General features: G+C 36.8%; 13 protein-coding genes. 12 read left to right on the forward strand and 1 reads right to left on the reverse strand.

The annotated features are described in order from the left end of the window. Positions 1-85: 85 nt before the first annotated feature. The 6 genes from SD1D_RS02950 (at position 86) to SD1D_RS02975 (ending at position 4,368) form a co-directional block, all read left to right on the forward strand. Positions 86-754, forward strand: a complete 669-nt coding sequence (locus SD1D_RS02950) for an LbetaH domain-containing protein (RefSeq protein ID WP_058257539.1) — start codon at positions 86-88, stop codon at positions 752-754. A 189-nt stretch (positions 755-943) separates the two neighbouring features. Next, the gene (locus tag SD1D_RS02955) at positions 944-1,636 is read left to right on the forward strand and encodes an iron-sulfur cluster assembly scaffold protein (protein ID WP_058257540.1); all 693 of its coding nucleotides are present in this window, start codon (positions 944-946) and stop codon (positions 1,634-1,636) included. A 20-nt stretch (positions 1,637-1,656) separates the two neighbouring features. Then, on the forward strand, positions 1,657-2,667 hold the full coding sequence (locus tag SD1D_RS02960; RefSeq protein ID WP_058257541.1) for a GGGtGRT protein: 1,011 nt from the start codon (positions 1,657-1,659) through the stop codon (positions 2,665-2,667). 103 nt (positions 2,668-2,770) lie between these two features. Continuing rightward, a complete protein-coding gene (locus SD1D_RS02965) occupies positions 2,771-3,349 on the forward strand; it encodes a fibronectin type III domain-containing protein (RefSeq protein WP_058257542.1) in 579 nt (192 codons plus the stop codon). A gap of 356 nt (positions 3,350-3,705) precedes the next feature. Continuing rightward, a complete protein-coding gene (locus SD1D_RS02970; protein ID WP_058257543.1) occupies positions 3,706-3,894 on the forward strand; it encodes a hypothetical protein in 189 nt (62 codons plus the stop codon). 27 nt (positions 3,895-3,921) lie between these two features. Then, positions 3,922-4,368 carry a DUF4274 domain-containing protein gene (locus SD1D_RS02975; RefSeq protein WP_058257544.1) on the forward strand — a complete coding sequence of 149 codons (447 nt, stop codon included), beginning with the start codon at positions 3,922-3,924 and terminating at the stop codon, positions 4,366-4,368. A gap of 190 nt (positions 4,369-4,558) precedes the next feature. On the opposite strand, the gene SD1D_RS12390 is transcribed toward SD1D_RS02975, so the two are convergent. After that, entirely contained in the window at positions 4,559-8,695 is a 4,137-nt protein-coding gene (locus SD1D_RS12390; protein ID WP_330398635.1) for a carbohydrate-binding protein, read from the reverse strand. 629 nt (positions 8,696-9,324) lie between these two features. Here SD1D_RS12390 and SD1D_RS02995 point away from each other — a divergent pair. The 6 genes from SD1D_RS02995 to SD1D_RS03020 all read left to right on the forward strand — a co-directional run bounded on the left by SD1D_RS02995 (position 9,325) and on the right by SD1D_RS03020 (position 20,422). After that, positions 9,325-12,024 (forward strand): GH36-type glycosyl hydrolase domain-containing protein, encoded by a 2,700-nt coding sequence (locus tag SD1D_RS02995; RefSeq protein WP_058257545.1) that lies wholly within the window; start codon positions 9,325-9,327, stop codon positions 12,022-12,024. 54 nt (positions 12,025-12,078) lie between these two features. Further along, a complete protein-coding gene (locus tag SD1D_RS03000; RefSeq protein ID WP_058257546.1) occupies positions 12,079-15,171 on the forward strand; it encodes a hypothetical protein in 3,093 nt (1,030 codons plus the stop codon). Positions 15,172-15,286: 115 nt separating this feature from the next. Next, entirely contained in the window at positions 15,287-16,714 is a 1,428-nt protein-coding gene (locus tag SD1D_RS03005) for an ABC transporter substrate-binding protein (RefSeq protein ID WP_058257547.1), read from the forward strand. A 170-nt stretch (positions 16,715-16,884) separates the two neighbouring features. Next, complete coding sequence (locus tag SD1D_RS03010; RefSeq protein ID WP_058257548.1) at positions 16,885-17,808, forward strand: carbohydrate ABC transporter permease; 924 nt, start codon at positions 16,885-16,887, stop codon at positions 17,806-17,808. A 1-nt stretch (position 17,809) separates the two neighbouring features. Beyond that, positions 17,810-18,637, forward strand: coding sequence for a carbohydrate ABC transporter permease (locus tag SD1D_RS03015; RefSeq protein ID WP_058257549.1), 828 nt, complete (start codon positions 17,810-17,812; stop codon positions 18,635-18,637). Positions 18,638-18,811: 174 nt separating this feature from the next. Beyond that, positions 18,812-20,422 (forward strand): type 2 periplasmic-binding domain-containing protein, encoded by a 1,611-nt coding sequence (locus SD1D_RS03020; protein WP_058257550.1) that lies wholly within the window; start codon positions 18,812-18,814, stop codon positions 20,420-20,422. The last annotated feature ends 1 nt before the right edge of the window (position 20,423 follow it).

The raw sequence follows: 20,423 nt of genomic DNA on the forward strand, positions 1-20,423 counted from the left end.
TATATATTAAGTAGTTTGTAAAAGTTTATATTTCATTTATAAATATTTAATGGTACCTGTCACTCTTAAGAAAGGAATGGAATTAATGTATAAAGAGTTAACTATCAGCAATTTACTGAACTTAAATGAGACAATAGCAGCTGTTGCCTTTGAGGGATGTACTTATCCTTGGGAAGTCTTATCAAAGATAAAGGATGTAATATTGCAAATAGGTCCCACACTTTCTAAGGAGGAATATGACAATCCTCAAGAAGGCATATGGATTGCAAAATCCGCCAAGGTTGCTGCTTCTGCCTCTATTAATGGACCGGTTATTATAGGCAAGAATGCGGAAGTTAGACATTGTGCATTTATAAGAGGCAGTGCCATTGTTGGGGAAGATGCAGTTGTAGGTAATTCAACGGAGCTGAAAAATGTTATTTTATTTAATAAGGTTCAAGTTCCCCATTTTAATTATGTGGGAGATTCCATCCTAGGATATGGCTCTCATATGGGAGCAGGTTGCATTACCTCAAATGTTAAATCTGACAAATCCTTAGTAAAGGTGAAAGTAGAAGATGAAATAATAGAGACCGGCCTAAAGAAATTTGGAGCTATATTGGGCGACAATGTTGAAGTAGGATGTAATACCGTATTAAATCCCGGAACTGTTGTAGGTAAAAATGTAAACATATATCCACTTTCCATGGTTAGGGGTTATGTAAAGGCTGGAACTATATACAAAAAAGCCGGTGAAATAGTAGCTAAGCATTAGATAATGTCATAATTGGCCCTTAATTGAAAATTATACTAGACTTATTGTGCAATTTATGCGAAAATATGTTAAGTAAATAACAATAAACTAAGTGCGTCGTGGATAATACCACGGCGCAATTAAAGTAAGAAAGCATAAGGTTTTACCTTAGAATGCAATACAATGTAAACTGAAAGGAGTTTCAACAACATGATTTATTCACATGAAGTTAAAATGATGTGTCCGGTTGCCCAGGGTGTTAATCATGGGCCGGCACCTATTCCGGAAGAAGCAAAATGGGTTAAAGCTAAGGAAGTAACAGATATTTCCGGTTTTACTCACGGTGTAGGTTGGTGTGCACCTCAACAAGGTACCTGTAAATTAACATTAAATGTTAAGGATGGTATTATCCAAGAAGCACTGATAGAAACCATTGGATGTTCCGGTATGACCCACTCTGCAGCTATGGCTTCTGAAATACTGCCCGGCAAAACCATCCTGGAGGCTTTAAATACTGACTTAGTATGTGATGCTATAAATACTGCTATGAGAGAGTTGTTCTTACAGATAGTTTATGGTAGAACACAGAGTGCATTTTCAGAGAATGGACTTGCAATCGGTGCAGGTTTAGAGGATTTAGGTAAAGGTCTACGCAGCCAGGTAGGAACCATGTATGGAACTCTTGCAAAAGGTCCTCGTTATCTTGAAATGGCAGAAGGATACGTTACCGGTATTGCTCTTGATGAAAATAATGAGATTATCGGATATCAATTCGTTAGCCTTGGTAGAATGATGGATTTCATTAAAAAAGGTGATGATCCTAATACGGCTTATGAAAAGTCCAAAGGTCAATATGGCAGAGTAGAAGATGCTGTTAAAATAATTGACCCAAGATGCGAATAATATAAGGAGGATACATACAAATGGCTTTATTTGAATCATATGAAAGAAGAATAGATAAGATTAATGCATTGTTAAACAGTTATGGCATCTCATCCATAGAAGAAGCTGAAAAGATTACAAAAGATGCCGGACTTGATGTATATAATATGGTAAAGGGCATTCAGCCTATTTGCTTTGAAAATGCTTGCTGGGCTTATATAGTAGGTGCAGCAATTGCAATCAAAAAAGATGCAAGAAGGGCAGCAGATGCAGCAGCTGCTATCGGCGAAGGCTTACAGGCTTTTTGCATACCCGGTTCTGTTGCTGATCAAAGAAAGGTTGGTTTAGGACACGGTAATCTTGGTAAAATGCTTTTAGAAGAAACAACCGAATGCTTCTGTTTCTTAGCAGGACATGAGTCCTTTGCAGCAGCTGAAGGTGCAATAGGTATTGCACAATCTGCTAACAAGGTTAGAAAAAAACCCTTAAGAGTTATCTTAAACGGCCTGGGTAAAGATGCTGCACAAATTATTTCCCGTATTAACGGATTTACATATGTTGAGACTGATATGGATTATCAAACCGGTGAGGTTAAAGAGGTATCCCGTAAGTCTTATAGTAAAGGTGACAGGGCTGCAGTAAATTGCTATGGTGCTAATGATGTTACCGAAGGTGTAGCAATTATGCATAAGGAACATGTGGACGTATCCATTACAGGTAACTCCACTAATCCTACCAGATTCCAGCATCCTGTAGCAGCTACATATAAGAAAGAATGCATCGAGCAAGGCAGAAAGTACTTCTCTGTGGCTTCCGGTGGTGGTACAGGTAGAACACTTCATCCTGACAATATGGCAGCAGGTCCTGCTTCTTATGGATTAACCGATACCATGGGTAGAATGCACTCCGATGCACAGTTTGCAGGATCCTCTTCAGTTCCTGCTCACGTTGAGATGATGGGCTTAATCGGAATGGGTAATAACCCTATGGTTGGTGCTACAGTAGCAGTAGCAGTAGCCATTCAAGAAGCAGCTGAGGCTGGCAAATTCTAAGAAATGATTTATTTTAGGGGATTTCTCAAGTCGTAGGACGGTTTGAGAAGTCCTTTTTTTATCTATAAGACTCGTACTAGAACCGTCGAGCCATCCAGCGCACTTGATATTATATTTAGATTCTACCATAGCAAGTGGATCAACATATACCTATTATGTTAAAGCATATGATGAAGATGGAAATATATCAGAAGCCAGTAATAGTTATACTATTACTATGCCTCCTGATATTCCTGCAAATCTTACGGTTACTGTAAGGGAAGATGGGATATTGCTTAGGTGGACAGGGGTAAATGATATTTGTGAATATGAGTTATCCATAAATGAAGAAATAATTAAGGTGGGCAAGGAAAACCTATTTTTACAGAAAGAGTTCTTGCCAAACTTTAGATATGAATATAGGGTCAGAGCTGTTATCGGTGATATTTATGGACAATGGAGTGAAAGTAAGGAAATTCTTACGGCACCGGGGAAGGTAGAAAATCTTAAGTCGGAGATTATCGATGACAGTGCTATAAAGTTATCTTGGGATCCTGTTGAAGGAGCTCTTTCTTATGATGTAGAAATTGATGGAATTTTATATCAAGATATAAAGGATTGTTATTATTTATTGAAGTCAGTACAGCAGATACTACAGATGAGGATATTAAAAATCTATACAACCTTATTTCCAAGACGTTAGATGATGCCAAGGAGAATTACTCACAGTCAGTTCATTACATGGTAGGGGAGATATTTGAGCCTATTATGATGAGAATGGCAAATATCATGAAGCCAAAGAAACCAGAGGTGAAGTCCGGTGAGTAAGAAACAGTACACAGTCCGCTGTCCTCACTGTAATCACAGAGTATTTGATGCCGACTATGCAGATGTTGAAATCTAATGCCCTAAATGCAGAAAGGTCTTTGAGGTAAGGCTGGAGAAGAAGGTGGTGTAAAAAAGTGAATAGTTCTGGCACAGAGCCACAAAGGGAGCAGATGACTCACCTATAGAGCCTGGCAGATAGTCTTAGTTAGTGAGTTCTTAAGTGATTGTATTTTGATTGGCTCAGAGAGTGCAGAGTGGAGACATTTCATATCAAAAGGCGGAACAAGAAAAATAAGATTTGATAAAAGCAAAACTTCTCCACATAGACGCGTAGAAGAATTTGCAAATGGTAAATGGGTTAAACCAGAACCATTATATCCCAACCAAGGAGCAATAGTTGATTTATGGAAAAAGGTCTAGAAATAAATCAAATAAGTGAGTGTATACATGGATAAGAATGTTGAAGAGTTTGTTAAACAAATGTTATATGATAAAAATATAGTTGATGTAATAAGATTAATAGATGAAATTGCTGACTCTGAAATATTGCATCTATATGCATATAATTATAATTGGGATAATGGTTTTGAGATACCGAAAAAAATTATTCATAAAGACTGCTGTCAATTAAGTACCGCATTAATGATGTTTTATGCTGCTGATGGAATTAGGTATTTGCAAGATAAGAGTAAGGTAAATAATCTAAAAGAATGGTCAACATTTATAAAAGAATTATATAATAAAATTATAAATAACGGATTTATAGAGGGGGCAATTAAATTTAATCCTCCATTAAGTAAGGTTCAAATATTTAAAATTAAAAAGGTAATTAATACCAAGGAAGAAGCTTTCCTGAAAGAGATAGGCACAAATGATTTGAATGTTTACTTATAAGAAATAATATAAACTAAGAGGACAGGACTATCAGCTCTTTTAATAGTTAATTGAAATAATATGAATTTGAAGCAAAAAAGATAGGAAAAGATAAACTCTTTTCCTATCTTTAAATACTCCATTTTAATCAGAATATTTTACAAAGCCATTAATGTCTAATTTACTTTGGCACAATTAAAGGCTTCCCCTTTTAGTTTGCACCATTCCAGATCTTGTACTCTACATTAGGATTTACACCCTTTAGTTCAAAAAGCTGGCTAACAGTTACAAATGCGTAACCACGGTCTTTCAACCCTTGAATAATAGTACTTAATGCTTGTACCGTATTGTTATTGCCAGGAAAATCATGCAATAAAACGATATCGCCATCTTTCACATTATTCAGAACGGTGGATGCTCTTTGAGCTGCTGAAGTAGAGTTTTCCCAGTCATTACAAGTTAATCCGCCGATAAATGGAAGGTCAATTGCTTGATACATGGTATTACTTGTTGAAATATAAGGTGGACGGAAGAACTTTGGAGTTACTCCAACCATCTGATAAATCTTGTTATTTGTATTTGTAATCTCTTGTTGGATTTGGGAATAACCCATAGTGCTCATATCACTATGACTCCAGGAGTGATTAGCCAATTCACATCCAAGACTAACTTGACGTTGCATTACTGGTTTCACACTATCATTGATGTTATTTCCGATTAGGAAAAAGGTAGCAACGACACCTTCACGTTCTAAAACATCAAGAACCTGAGGAGTTGTGGTTGTATTCGGACCATCGTCAAATGTTAGTGCAACTAACTTTTTACCAGAAAGATCAGGTGATGTAGCTGATTTTGAAAATACAAAGTAGTCTACATTCACGGCACCTGAGAATACAAGAACAATATCTTTTACACCGGTAGTATTACTAATGGTAGCGGATACATCCCTATAAGTATCAAAACTTCCTGTGGACCCAACGGAAATTGTTCCGAGTAAGGTACCTGATGCACTTCCTGATCTTACCTGGATGGTAGTAGCATACTGGGTAGCTACTCTTGCTGTTACAGATGTTGCACCATCACCAAAATCAATATTCTTATAGGTAGTGGTATAACCATTTTCGATATAGCCAATGGCACTGCCGCCACCTGTTAAGCTAAAGGTCTGAAGATTAGTGCCATAACTGCTGTCATAATCTTCTGCCTGAATATTGGTAAATGCACTCTTAGCACCGGTGGTAGGAGGAGGGGTAGGTGTGGGAGTATTACCTTCACCTGGGGTGCCAGGTTCGCCAATACTATAGCCTGAATCCGTATAGGCTTTCAGTACCGAATGATATGACTGCTTTGGCTGTGTTAAGCTACTGAATAGTAAAGGTGACTGACTAGCTCTCCAAGAAACGCTATCATATAAGCCCCAGATTGTAATACCAGTAATATTGCCACCGGCTTTCTTACAATCTAAGATTCCCTTGAAGATATCATAGCAGTAATTTGCTTGAGTAGTAGCATTGTTATTGGTTACATCAAATTCAGTAATTTGAACCTCAAATCCATTATTTAAAAATGTTTGAAGCGCTGACTTAAAGGCAGCTGCACTTGGATATCCTGTATCTAGATGGGCTTGCATACCTACGCCATCACAATACTTACCATTCTGATTGATGTACTTAACTAAGGAAACAATATCATTTGTTACTTCATAGGTATTATAGTCATTATAGAAAAGCTTAACGCTGTCTCTCTTTCCAAGAGCAACTAATGCATCATGTGCATATATGAAAGCATTTCTTACAAAGGAAACATTCTTTGCATTACCATATATGGCTGCCCATCCTGAATTAACAGCGTGAAGATGCTCGTTAACAACATCCCAAGCATATACACAATCACCATAGGGACTGTTATATACATGATTGATTACAGATTTTACATAAAATTCTTCACGTGCATCCATTACCTGAGGACTAACATAACCTGAACCACCATTGAATCCACTTCTAAAGAACCATCCAGGGGTCTGACTGTGCCATACAAGGGTATGAGCTCTCATTCGAAGACCATTTTCAGAACAAATCTGCATAACTCTATCAACGGTACTAAAGTTCAGTCTTGGAACCATAGAATCCTGCCAGTTGCTTGGAATATAATATCCAAGATTTCTAGCCTCAGAAACAGAAATAAGGCTTGGACTGGAACCCAGAATTGCGTCTGGTTTCATCTCATTTTCCAAAGTAATGCTATTGTATTGTTGCTTTACAACATTTAAGGTATTGGCATTAATTAATTGGTTGTAGTTGATGCAGGTACCCATATTACCTAATAGACTGCCATAAGTATTTAATAAAGTAGCAGTCTGTGTATCACCGGAAGAGGCTTGTGCACTAAATTTGAAGTAATCGACATTAACCGCACCTGAGAATACAAGAACGATATCTTTTACTCCAGTAGTTTTGCTAATGTTCGCAGATACATCCCTATAAGTATCAAAGCTTCCTGTGGACCCAACAGAAATTGTACCAAGTAAAGTACCTGTTGCACTTCCTGATCTTACTTGAATTGTTGTATCAAACTCAGTAGCAACTCTTGCTGTTACCGAAACAGCACCACTACCAAAATCAATATTCTTATAGGTAGTGTTATAGCCGTTTTCAATATAGCCAATGGCACTGCCACCACCAGTTAAGCTAAAGGTTTGAAGATTGGAGCCATAACTGCTGTCATAGTCTTCGGCTTGTATATTAGAAAATGCACTTTTTGCACCTGCCACAGGGGTAGGGGTAGGAGCAGAAGTAGGATCAGGGTTATTTGCAGCTTTGAATACAAAGTAGTCTACATTCACAGCCCCTGAATAAACAAGGGTAATATCATGCACACCTGTAATATTGCTAAGGTTAGCAGTTACATTCTGATAAGAATCCCAACTATTCGTCGAAGGAACAGAGATTGTACCAAGTAAAGTACCATTTGATCCTCCAGATCTTACCTGAATGGTAGTTGCGTTCTGTGTAGCAACTCTTGCCGTTACAGAAGCTAAGCCGTTAGCGAAATTAACATTCTTATAGGTAGTAGAATATCCATTTTCTATATAACCAATGGCGCTGCCACCACCTGATAAACTAAAGGTCTGAAGATTAGAGCCATAACTGCTGTCATAATCTTCGGCCTGAATGTTAGAATATGCGTTTCTTGTGTCAGTACTTGGTGTAGGTTCTGGTGAGCCACTTCCACTAAATATAAAGTTGTCTACATTGACTGGACCGGAGAATACCAATACTATATCATGAGCACCAGTAATATTACTAATGTTTGTAGATAAGGTTTGATATGTATCCCAGCTACCTGTAGGGTCTATAGATAAGGTACCAAGTAAAGTACCGGTAGCGCTGCCAGAACGGATTTGAATGGAAGTACTCATTTCAGTTGCTACAGTTGCAGTGAACTTTGTTGCACCACTATTACCAAAATCAATTTTGCTATAAGTTAAGGTATTACCATTTTCAATATAACCAACCCCTCTACCATTGTTTGGCGTTCCAATTTCTTCTATAGTGGAGGAATTAGTACTATTATATTGTTCAGCTTCAATTGTTGTAAATGCACTTCTAGTACTTGGGCTTGCAGGTGTAGTAGGAGTTGGATTTCCTGATGAGCCTATTCTGATATCATTCTTGTATACATTAGCGCTTCCACTACTCTGATAGCCTTCAACGGTAAGAGCTACTTCATACATCTTACCCATTCGCATGCCCATTCTTTCCCATTGCTTAAAATGTTCAGTAACGGAGATTGTTCCACTTGTTCTCTTGGATGTACGAACACTCCAATACTGTTGGAATGTTGTGTTTCCATCGATGGAAGGCTGATTTACTCGGGTAGTTTCATACACATCATAGGTACCCCCATCTACTGTGATGGTTCCTTTTGATGTTGCTCCCGGTGGACGCCAGTTGCCCCAGCTCTCTACAATGTAATATTCAACTAGCGGGCTTCTTGTCCAACCGTAAACGCACAAATAGGAATTTCCAGATGGATTGTATTGACATCCATAGTCAATTGTAATGTCACCTATTTGCTGATAGGTTTTATCGGAATTAAATTTTCTCCCTTTTCGAAATAGAGCATTACCGATATTACTCCATTGACAACTAAAAGTACCACCATCGTTCAGTTCCATGCTGGTATTTCCGTGATCTTTCCAAAGCTCGTAGTCGTAACCGCCATGTGTACCAGTGGCATTGTTGTAAATCATTTGACCAGCGTGTATTGGTGTGCTTTGTAAGATGATCATGATAGCCATACACATACATATTGCCAAAGCCATCATCTTCTTAATCTTAGGCTTCATAATTTTTCCTCCTTTTCTTTTTTATTTATGCATTTACGTCATACCAGATTAGTGGCACAGTATGTAAAATATTGGGGTTATATTCATATTACAGCCAATTGTAAGTTTTGTCAATAAACATACTAGAAAAAAATGAGAAATTCTTATAATATATCCAAAATGGTTGACTTTAATAAAGTCAAATATTAGAATTATGCTAAAAATATAAGACAGGATGTATGAAAAAATATCACTTTTATTGTACATAATAGAAATTATAATTGGAATTTGTGAAGGTTAAATTAGGGGAAGAACAGGTGAGGTAATAGAAGTATTGGAGAATAAAATTTCAAATAACTAAGAAATCAACAGAGATTATAATACAAAGAGGAATAAAACCAAAGCTATATTTTCAGGTTTATCTATTAGGAGTCAGTTCAATATAAGAAAGCCATAACATTGTTAGTTTAGGTCCAAGCTTACTAAGATGTTGTGGCTTTCTTTTTCTTATTTAACTTAACAAACAAAGGTAAAATAATCACACCATAATAATAAATAGCATACTGAAATAAATATACTGCTTTTCTAAAATAAAGATAGCAAAGTAGCTTCAAATGTAAGGACAGAGTATTAAGCAAGAGGTGTATAAGATGAAGATTAAATATTTGAATTCCCGTGGGAACTTTAAACTAGATAAGGCAGATGAAAACAGTTATCTATATTTTCCTATTGGGAATGACGCTGATGTAATGGCTTGTGTTACTCCTAATCTGCACGGGGACAATAAAATAGGACAGAACTCTTTTTTATTAGAGCCTGTAAGTGTAGAAGGGCTTCATATGACTAATAACGGACGAAATGTCTGGTTTCGTATAAATAAAAAAACTGTTTGGGCAGCCAATGGTTGTTCGCCATTGCAGGTATTAGCTAAACAGGATGAGAGTGAGGAAAAGAAGGACTTTGTTACTGTAGAAGCAGGTAGACTATGGCATAAGATGACCAGAGAAAATGCTAGCCTTGGTATAGCAGTAACGGTGTTAAGCTACGCCCCTATCGGACATCAGGCGGAAATGATGAAGGTTACAGCACAAAACATTGGCAGGGATAAACTTACTATAGAACCTACAGTGGCAATACCTTTATACGGTAGAAGTGCAGATAACATCAGAGATCATAGGCATGTTACCAGTCTTTTGCATCGGACTTTTGTAAGAAAGAACGGAATCGAAGTGAAACCAACCTTATCTTTTGATGAGAGGGGACATGTGAAAAATAATGTTAGCTATGGAGTATACACTTTGGATGAGGAAGGAAAAGCACCGATATCCTTCTATCCGGTATTAGAAAGTTTCATAGGAGAGGGTGGTAACTTAACATATCCTAAGGCTGTTGTAGACCAGACTTATGGCAAAAGTATTGCTATGTATGAGGGAGATAAAGTAGAAGGTTTTGAGTCCATAGCTGCAATGAAGATGGATAAAGTGGTCTTAAAACCCGGAGAAACAAAGGAATATTGCATTATATTAAGCTATAACAATCAGGGTCTAGAGCTTCTTAATCCAGAAAATGAGAAAAGGGTCTTTGAAGAAACTGTTAGGTACTGGGAAGAACAGTTAGGAATTGAAGTAGAGACCGGTAATAAAGAATTTGATCAATGGTTAAAATGGGTTGGGATTCAACCTACCCTTCGTAGAATTTATGGCTGCTCCTTTTTACCACATCATGATTATGGTAGGGGAGGCAGAGGATACCGTGACCTTTGGCAAGATAGCCTTGCTTTATTATTAAATTCTAAGGAGTCCATTCGTAATCAATTGCTCAGTTATTATGGTGGTGTGCGCATAGATGGAAGCAATGCCACCATTATTGGTAAGGAGCCGGGAGACTTCATAGCGGACCGCAATTCTATTGTAAGAATGTGGATGGACCATGGTGTATGGCCTTGTATGACAACTCTTCTTTATATAAATCAGACCGGAGATTATGAAATTCTATTGGAGGAGACAAGCTACTTTAAGGATAGAATCATACATCGGGGTACCGAGATGGATGGTTTATGGCAGGAGGACAGTAAAGTGCTACATACCCATACCAATGAGATTTATAAAGGTACCATTCTAGAGCACATTCTGGTACAGAATTTGACAGCTTTTTATGATGTTGGAGACCATGGCCATATGCGCTTATTGGGAGCCGATTGGAATGATGCTTTAGATATGGCCAAGGAAAATGGAGAAAGTGTAGCATTTAGTGCTGCTTATGCAGGAAACCTTGAGAATTTGGGAAAACTTTTACTTCGTTTATATAAGGAAAAAGATTGGAAGAAGGTAGCTCTTTGCACAGAACTTATGGAGTTAATCGGTAATGATCCTAATATATATAAGTCTGTGGAGAAGAAGCGGGAAATTCTAAAGAATTATTGTAATAACTGTGGAAGTTATATTTCCGGTAAAAAAGAATGGATTTCCTGTGAAATCTTAGCTAAAGATTTGTTGGAAAAAGCTGAACAGATTAAAAAGAATATAAGATCAAAAGAATGGATAGCTACAGGGGAAGAAGAACTTGGAGGATGGTTTAACAGTTATTACGATAACAATAAAAATAAGGTTGAGGGAATATTTGAAAGCGGAATTCGTATGATGCTTACCGGTCAAGTATTTACAATTTTAAGCCGTACGGCAACGGATCAGCAGATTTCCATGATAGTAAAGGCAGCGGACCGGTTATTGTTTGACGATAAGATAGGAGGTTATCGTCTTAATACGAATTTCAATGAATTAAAGACGGATTTGGGAAGAATGTTTGGATTTGCATATGGTTCAAAAGAAAATGGATCCGTATTCTCCCATATGACGGTTATGTATGCCAATGCCTTATATTCAAGAGGTTTTGTAAAAGAAGGATATAGGGCCCTAAATCAGCTATTCTTGCAGGCAGCTGATTTTGAAAGTAGTCGTATCTATCCTGGAATTCCTGAATATTTTAATCAGAATGGTAGGGGGCTTTACAATTATCTGACTGGTTCTGCAAGCTGGTATATGTTAACGGTACTTACAGAAATGTTTGGAGTTAAAGGAGATTTAGGAGACTTAGTTATTGAGCCAAAGCTTATGGCATGTCAATTTGATAAGGAAGGATATGCAAAGATAAGCTTTTATTTTGCAAGAAGAAAGCTTCTTCTTATCTATGAAAACCCAGAGATGAAGGAATATGGTGACTATGAAGTAGAAGAGATTTTTATTGATGATTTAAAACATGACTTTGAAGATAGTTTACCTGTAATAAAAAGAAGTTATCTTAAGGAGCTAGAGGAAGAGAAAGAACATGTAATTAGAGTAAAGTTAGCTTAGTATCCTAAAAAATTTATGTGATTTAATAGTCTTAAGAAAAGAAAGGATAAAGTTATGATAGATAAAGAAAAAAGATATGTCATTTATAATTACGGTAGAAAGTCAACTTTTTCAAATTTTCTTCCTGGTATCGCAGGTGAAAGGGGCATCCCCTTATGGTGTTTCTATGTTAACCGGGGACAGGCTATCTCAAGCTTTGGTATCCAGGATAAGGATCATTCCATCATGCAATTTTATCCTGCACACCAAGCATATCAAAATACTAAGAGACTAGGATTTCGTACCTTTATCAAGGTAGATAATCAGGTTCATGAAGCTTTTTCCAAGGAAGCAATGAACCATTCTATGGCCATTGGTATGAATGAATTAGAGATTAAGGAAGAGAACTCAGAGGGGAAGTTTGATATTGAAGTCCTTTATTATACCTTGCCTGGGGAAGATGTAGCTGGACTAGTAAGAAAGGTTACCCTTAAGAACAGCAAATCAGTTGCTAGGGATTTTGAATTTGTAGATGGCATGGCAGCAGTCTTACCCTATGGAGTGGATCTAAAAAGCATTAATGAGATGGGGCAGACTTCCAAAGCATGGATGCAGGTGCTTAATGCCCATACAGGATGTCCTATCTTTAAGGTGCGGGCCAGTATGGAGGATCATGCGCAAGTAGACGCTGTAAAAGGGGGCAACTATGGTCTAGCCATAAATCATAATGGACTTGTAAAGCAAGTAATTGTCAGTACAGAAACCTTATTTGGTTATGATAGCTCCTTACAGTATCCAATTGAATTTATGGAGCATAGTCTTTTGCACTTATTAGAAAAAAGCCAGAGAATGGAGAATGATGTTCCATGTTGCTTCTTTACAGATAAATTTAAGTTACAACCTGGGGAGACTTATACAATTTATGAACTCTACGGACAGACTGAGAATATAGATAACTTATCCCTTCTATATGAAAAGGTATTAAAAAAAGGATATTTCCAAAATAAATATGAAGAAGCAAGGACATTACCATGGAAGATTACAGAAAAGATTTATACTAAAACCGGTAACGAGATCTTTGATTTATATTGTAGACAGACCTATTTAGATAATGTCCTTCGGGGAGGAGAACCTATCCTCCTTGGAGAAAATAAGGTGTATTACCTCTATTCCAGAAAGCATGGAGATATTGAGCGTGATTATAACTACTTTAAAGTTATGCCGGAATTCTACTCCCAAGGAAATGGCAATTTTAGAGATGTAAATCAAAATCGCCGTTGTGATGTGAGGTTTTCACCCTATGTAGAGGAAGCTAGTATTCGTTTCTTTTATAATACAATTCAAATTGACGGCTATAATCCATTGGGGATTGAGCAAATCACATACTTCCTAGAGGAAGATAAGGCTGGTAAATACCCAGAGCTTAAAGACTTTTTAAGGGAGGTATTTACTCCGGGAAGGCTATTAAAGAGATTAAAGGAACTTGGAAGGGAGGATTTATTCCATCCAATTCTTAAAGAAGCAATAGCAATTCAAAATACAGAATTTCATGAAGGATATTGGTCCGACCATTGGACCTACAATCTGGACCTTGTGGAAGAATACCTGGCTATCTATCCGGAACGTAAGGAGAAGCTTTTATTTGGAGACAGAAGTTATACCTATCCCTTGCAAAAAGGATTTGTGCTTCCCGCAAGAAAACGATATGTTGAGACAGAAAAAGGTATAAGACAATATAATTTTATTGAAATAAATAGCCAATTTGTCCCCGGTTTATTGAAGGATAAAAAAGGCAAGCAAGTTAAGCATAGTCTACTAGAGAAGATGTTACTTATAGGTATCGTAAAATTTGCTGCCCTTGATTTATATGGACTTGGTATTGAAATGGAAGGGGGAAGACCCGGTTGGTATGATGCCCTCAATGGACTTCCGGGTTTACTAGGTTCATCCATGGCTGAAACTTATGAGCTGGCAAGGCTATTTGATTATCTAGAAGAGGTGTTAAGTAACTATGATAATAACTTGCATCTTCCTATAGAACTGGATAATCTCCTAACATCTTTACTGGAAAGTGCAAATTCTTATCTAGAGTTATATGAAGATACCTCATCCATTAGCTCAAAGGATCGAATTAAATTCTGGAAGGAAAGGAATTGCGCCTTAGAGCTATATAGGGAAGCTGTGAAATATCAGTTAAGGGGTGAAGAGAAGGAGTATACCTTCAGTTCTATGGCAGAGGCTATTAAAGTATTGCACAAGGTAGTAGATCTTGCTTGTTCTTACGCTTGGGATATACATAAAAATAATGGTAGTGGTGTTTGTCCAACCTATTTTTATTATACGGTAACAGATTATAAAAAGACTGAAGAGGGAATTGAAATCCTTGATGCTATTTTAGAAAAAACACCGGACTTTTTAGAGGGAAATGTAAGATTTTTTAAGACCAAGGTGGAAGCTTCTGTTAAGAAAAATCTCTACAAGGTAATAAAAAATAGCAAGCTTTATGATAACAAGTTAAAAATGTATAAGGTAAATGCAGATTTGGAAAATGCCAGTTATGAGCTAGGAAGAGCCAAATCCTTTACACCGGGTTGGTTGGAAAATGAATCCATCTGGTTGCATATGGAGTATAAATATCTGCTGGAGATATTAAAGGCAGGTATGTATGAGGAATTTATTAATGATTTTCATCAAGCTGCTGTTTGCTTCTTAAAGGAGGAGCAGTATGGAAGAAGCTTACTTGAGAATTCTTCCTTTATTGCCAGCTCGGCTAATCCAGATGAAAAGATTCATGGAAAAGGCTTTGTAGCAAGACTAAGTGGATCCACTGTTGAGTTTTTAAATATGTGGCAGATTATGATGTTTGGTAAACAGCCATTTATCTTTTCGGAAGGAAGACTTATGCTTGGTCTACAACCACTGATTCCAGATTATCTGATTGGAGAAGATAAGATTGAAGCTATGTTTTTAGGTAGCATACCGGTAATCTATCAACTTCCGGATAAGAATACTATTACACCTAACAATGCAAAAGTAAGCTCTTATGAAGTAACTACTAAGGATGGGAATGTAATAACAGTAAAGGCTGAGTTTATGGAAGGTGAACCGGTTAATCTTATTAGAAATAAGGAAGTTATCCAAATCAAAGCTGTGCTAGTAAGGATATAAAAATAAAATATGAACACCTTTTTAAAAATTAAACCATTACATGGGGAAAATGGAGTATTTATAATAAAATCATCAAGAAAACACAGGTGTGATTGAGAAAGGGAAGGTATTATTTATGAAAGCAAAAAAAGTTTTAATTTTTTTGTTGGTTTCTATGTTAACCATTTTTATGATTGCTTGTGGCAGCAAGGATAATTCCGGTAAAAAAGATGATAGTCAAGCAGACAAAACTCCTACTACCAGTGGGGACAATACTTCTTCAGAAGCAGATAAAACTCTAGAAGGAAAGTTAGTAGTATGGACACTTGCCTCTGACCTTCAGCAGTTTTCTGAATATTTTATGGAGAAGAATCCCGGAGTTGAAGTTGAAACAGTAGTTATTGCTCCCGCTGATTATCCTACAAAGGTTCAATCTGCACTTCTTGGTGGCGAAACAGAACCTGACATTATCGTAGGTGAGCCACAGATGTTAGAGGATATGTTTGAAGCAGGCTTCTTTGAAGATTTAAATCAGGCACCATACAATGCACAAGATTATGCTCATTTGATTGTAGATTATGTTTGGAAAGTCGGACAGGACAAAGATGGTATTCAAAGAGCAATTAGTTATCAGATTACCCCTGCAGGCTTCTTTTATAGAAGAGATATCGCACAGAAGGTATTTAATACAGATGATCCCGATGAAATCAGTAAATTATTTAAGGATTATAAGACCATTTTAGAAACAGCTGAGACATTAAAGCAGGCCGGATACAAGATATTCGCCTCTGATGCTGAAACTAACTATTTCTCCGGTGACTCTGCTTGGGTTATCGATGGAACTTTAAATGTTGATCAAGCTAGATATGATTATATGGATCTATGCGTTCAGTTATATCAAAATGATTATACCGCATTTGCTAGCCAGTGGGCAGCTCCTTGGTATCAAGCTATGAAAGGCCCTGTTCCTTTGTTAACAGCTGAAACACAATGGGGAACAGATGATATGAATATATGGGATGCTGAATCCTTTGCGGCAGCAACTGAAGGTAAAGAAACCGTTGAAGTATTTGCATATGGACTTCCTGCATGGGGCGTTTTAACTATGAGAGATAACGTTGGAGAAACTGCAGGAAAATGGGGAGTTGCAGCAGGTCCCTCCTATGGATTTGGTGGCGGTACTTTCATCGGTATCAGCCAAGCTAGTAAAAGAAAAGAACTGGCTTGGGAATACTTAAAGTTTTGTACCTTAACAGAGGACACAATGGAATGGTGGATTGTGAAATCTGAAGGTGATACAGTATCCTACATCCCTACCTTAGAGAAACATGCAGAAGATAAGAATGAAATTTATGGCGGACAACAACTTTATAAGTTCTGGCTAGAACAGGCTAAAGGAATTGATTACTCAAAGGTCACTAGATATGACAAAGCAATCGGTGATGCTTGGGGTGCAGCCATAACTGCTATTAAGACAGGTGAGAAAACTAAAGAAGAAGCAATTAATGAATTTTATGATGTTGTAGAATCAACTTTTCCTGAACTTAAAGTAAATAGAGAGTAGTTAAAAATAGTAGGCATGGCTAAACTCTAAGGAATATAAATTGTGCGAACAACAAATACCTGACAAAATACTGAAAGAGATTTGTTGGGCGCACAATTTATTAAATTTTCCCAAAGGTATATGTAAGAACAGTCCGTTCGTGTTTGTTATATGGTTGGAGGAAACAAATCATGATAAATGATAGAAAAGTTAATAAACTTGGCAGAAGAAACAACTGGGCATATCTATTTGTAGCACCTTTTATAATAACATTCCTAATCTTTAGTGTATATCCGGTTTTTCGAACCTTATACTTGAGTTTTACAAACTATAAGGGATTTGGAACTCCCAATTTCGTAGGCGTGGATAATTATGAACGTGTTGTGGGAGATAAGTTTTTCTGGAGAGCCTTTGGCAATACTATAAAAATCTGGGGATTTAATATTGTATTACAGCTAGGTACTGCCTTATTATTAACAATTGTATTTAATGATATTAAGTATAAAATTAAAGGACTGGGTTTTTTTCGAGCTGTATTTTATCTTCCCAATATTATTGCAACAACCTCGGTAGCATTTTTATTTAAAACATTATTTGATTGGAGATACGGAACTGTCAATCAATTATTGGCAGCTATGGGTATTAGTGAAAATAGTCCCATAAATTGGACTGGAAATAGTGCTATAGCTCCTTACTTTGTCGGTGGCATTGGTGCTTGGATGTGGTTTGGCAACTCCTTTATCTTATTAATGGCAGGTGTACAGGGTATTTCAAAAGATTATTTTGAAGCAGCAGCCATTGATGGAGCAGGAAGATGGAAGATATTTTCAAAGATTACAATTCCCTTATTAAGGCCCATTTTACTATATGTAGGTATTACTTCTTTAATCGGCGGACTACAGATGTTTGATATACCGTTCTTGATTAGCGGAGGTACCCATGGTAATCCTTCCGGAAGTCTACAGACCGTTATTATGTATTTATATAAGTTTGGATTTGAAGTAGGTACTAATCAGGTAGGGTATGCAGCTGCTATTGCATATAGTTTGTTTGCGATTATATTAGTAATTTCTGTTGTTCAATACAAACTGATGCGAGAGAAGGAGGACTACTAATATGGCTTATAGAATAAAAAAAATGATTATCTATCTTGGATTAATTATATTATCTTTAGTATGCTTACTACCATTTGTATTAATGATGGTTAATTCTACAAGAAGTGGCATTGAGATTATGACTTCCTTTAGTTTTATCCCCGGCAAATCTCTCGCAGATAATTGGAAAATAGTATCCGGATATTTTAATCTCTTCCGTGGTTTTGCCAACAGTTTAATGGTGGCAATACCGGCTACCATATTAACCGCTTATTTTTCTGCCATAACAGCTTATGCCCTTGCCATATATCACTTTAGAGGCGGTAAAACCCTGCTGATAATAATTGTAATATTCATGATGATTCCGGGACAGCTAAGCTTACTAGGTTTTTATAATTTAGTGGCAAAATTAAAATTGGTAAACTCCTACATTCCCCTGATTGTTCCGGCCATAGCTGCACCGGGAACTGTCTTCTTTTTAAGACAGTATTTAATATCAGTTCTATCTAGATCATTATTAGAAGCAGCAAGAATTGATGGTGCCAGTGAAATACATATTTTCCATAGAATTGTCTTTCCGATTATGTTACCCGGAGTAGCAACCATGTCTATCGGTTCATTTATCGGCAACTGGAATAGTTACTTAGTTCCCTTAATTTTATTAAATACACCTAAGAAATTCACCTTACCGGTAATGATTGCCTCCTTAAATAGTTCCACAGATATAACCAGTAATCAAGGGGCTATATATCTTGCAGTGGCAATTTCAGTTATTCCAATTCTAATAGTATTTTGCTTCTGTTCTAAATACATAATTAGCAGTATTTCAGCCGGTGCGGTAAAAGAGTAAAACAATTTTCCGTAATAACTGGCATATATTTGAAAAATCCGTTATAATATCTATAAAGTTCTGTGCGATTGGATGAAAAATCAATATGCTCTTACAATACATGCTAGACATTATATCCAAAGAATAAAATGTGGAACAAGTTGTAGATAGTGAAAAATGAGAGAAAGTGATTCTATGGTAAAGAAAATATCTATAATGATTCTTACCATCCTGATACTCTGTATGTTTATAGCCTGTCAGTCAAAAGAGGATGATATTCCAAATCAGGTGGATGAAGGGACACCTGCATGGCAAAGGCTGGCTCAGGAACCGATTACATTTGACTGGTATATTAATTATTCTTGGTATACTACGCCTTGGGGACAGAATGCTGTCTCCAAGGCTATTACTGCTGAAACGGGGGTTAGCATCAAATTTATTGTACCGACAGGAAATGAATCTCAGAAACTTGATGCCATGATTGCCTCAGATATTTTGCCGGATTTTATTACCTTAGGCTGGTGGGAGGAACAGGCACAGACCATGATTAATAAGGATATGGTATATGCCTTGAATATCCTTGCAGATCAATATGATCCATACTTTTATCAGGTAACCAATGAGCAGGTGATTAACTGGTATACGAAGGAGGATGGAAATATATACGCATATCCCAATTCTGCCTATACGCCAGAGGATTTTAAATCAGGTATTAATATAGGAAGCAACCAGAATTTTTTAGTACGTAAAGATATCTATGAAGCCATTGGAAGTCCTGATATGACCACCATAGAAGGATTTAAAAATGCGGTAATAGAAGCCCATAAAATGTTTCCCTATGTAAACGGAGAACCATTAATACCCATTGGTTCTGATGAATTTTATGATGAAGGATGTAATTCTTTTGATAAATATCTGCAAAATTTCTTGGCTGTACCCTTTGAAATAGATGGAAAATACAACCATAGATATATAGATGAGGACTATTTGAATTGGTTAAAGATGTTTAGAGAGTTAAATGAAATGGGATATTTATCGAAAGAAATATTTGTTGACAAACGTGTACAACTGGAAGAAAAGTTGGCAAAGGGAAGATATTTTTGTCTTCTCTATCAAGGAAGTGACATACAGGCCTCTCAAAAAATTTTAAATGCTAAGAATCCGGAAAGCATTTATATTGCTGTAGATGGACCTAAAAATTCTAAAGGTGATGACCCGACATTACCTAGTGCCGGTATAAATGGCTGGACCCTTACCTTTATCTCAAAGAATTGCAAAGATCCGGAAAGAGCCATTGCCTTTTTAAGTTACTTAATTAGTGAAGAGGGACAAAAAAAAGTCTTTCTTGGAGTTGAAGGGGTTACCTATGATTATGTGGATGGCAAGTACGTGATTAAGCCCCATGTACTAGAACTTTTAAATACTAATCGATATGAATATGACAGATTATATGGTGCCGATGATGCCTATTGGATGCTGCAAAATAATGTGATGCAGGATCAATGGTTGGAGATAAGGGATCCTCTTACACATTCCTTATGGGAATGGACAAAACCTTATACTGTATATACCAGCCAGTATGATATTGTCTTTGAGGCAGATAGTAGCTTTGCACAGATTGACAAGAAGATAAAGCTGGAGTGGGGAAAGACCTTGCCCTTATTGCTTCTTGCTAAATCAGAGGAAGAGTTTGATGAAATCTTTAAAAATTATAAGGATAAAATATATGCTTTGGGCTTTGAACAACTAATGGAAGAATACACAAGGCTTATGCAAGATTCAAAACGTAAATTAGGTTTGGAATAGG

It is taken from the genome of Herbinix luporum (genome assembly GCF_900070325.1).
GTDB lineage: Bacteria > Bacillota > Clostridia > Lachnospirales > Lachnospiraceae > Mobilitalea > Mobilitalea luporum.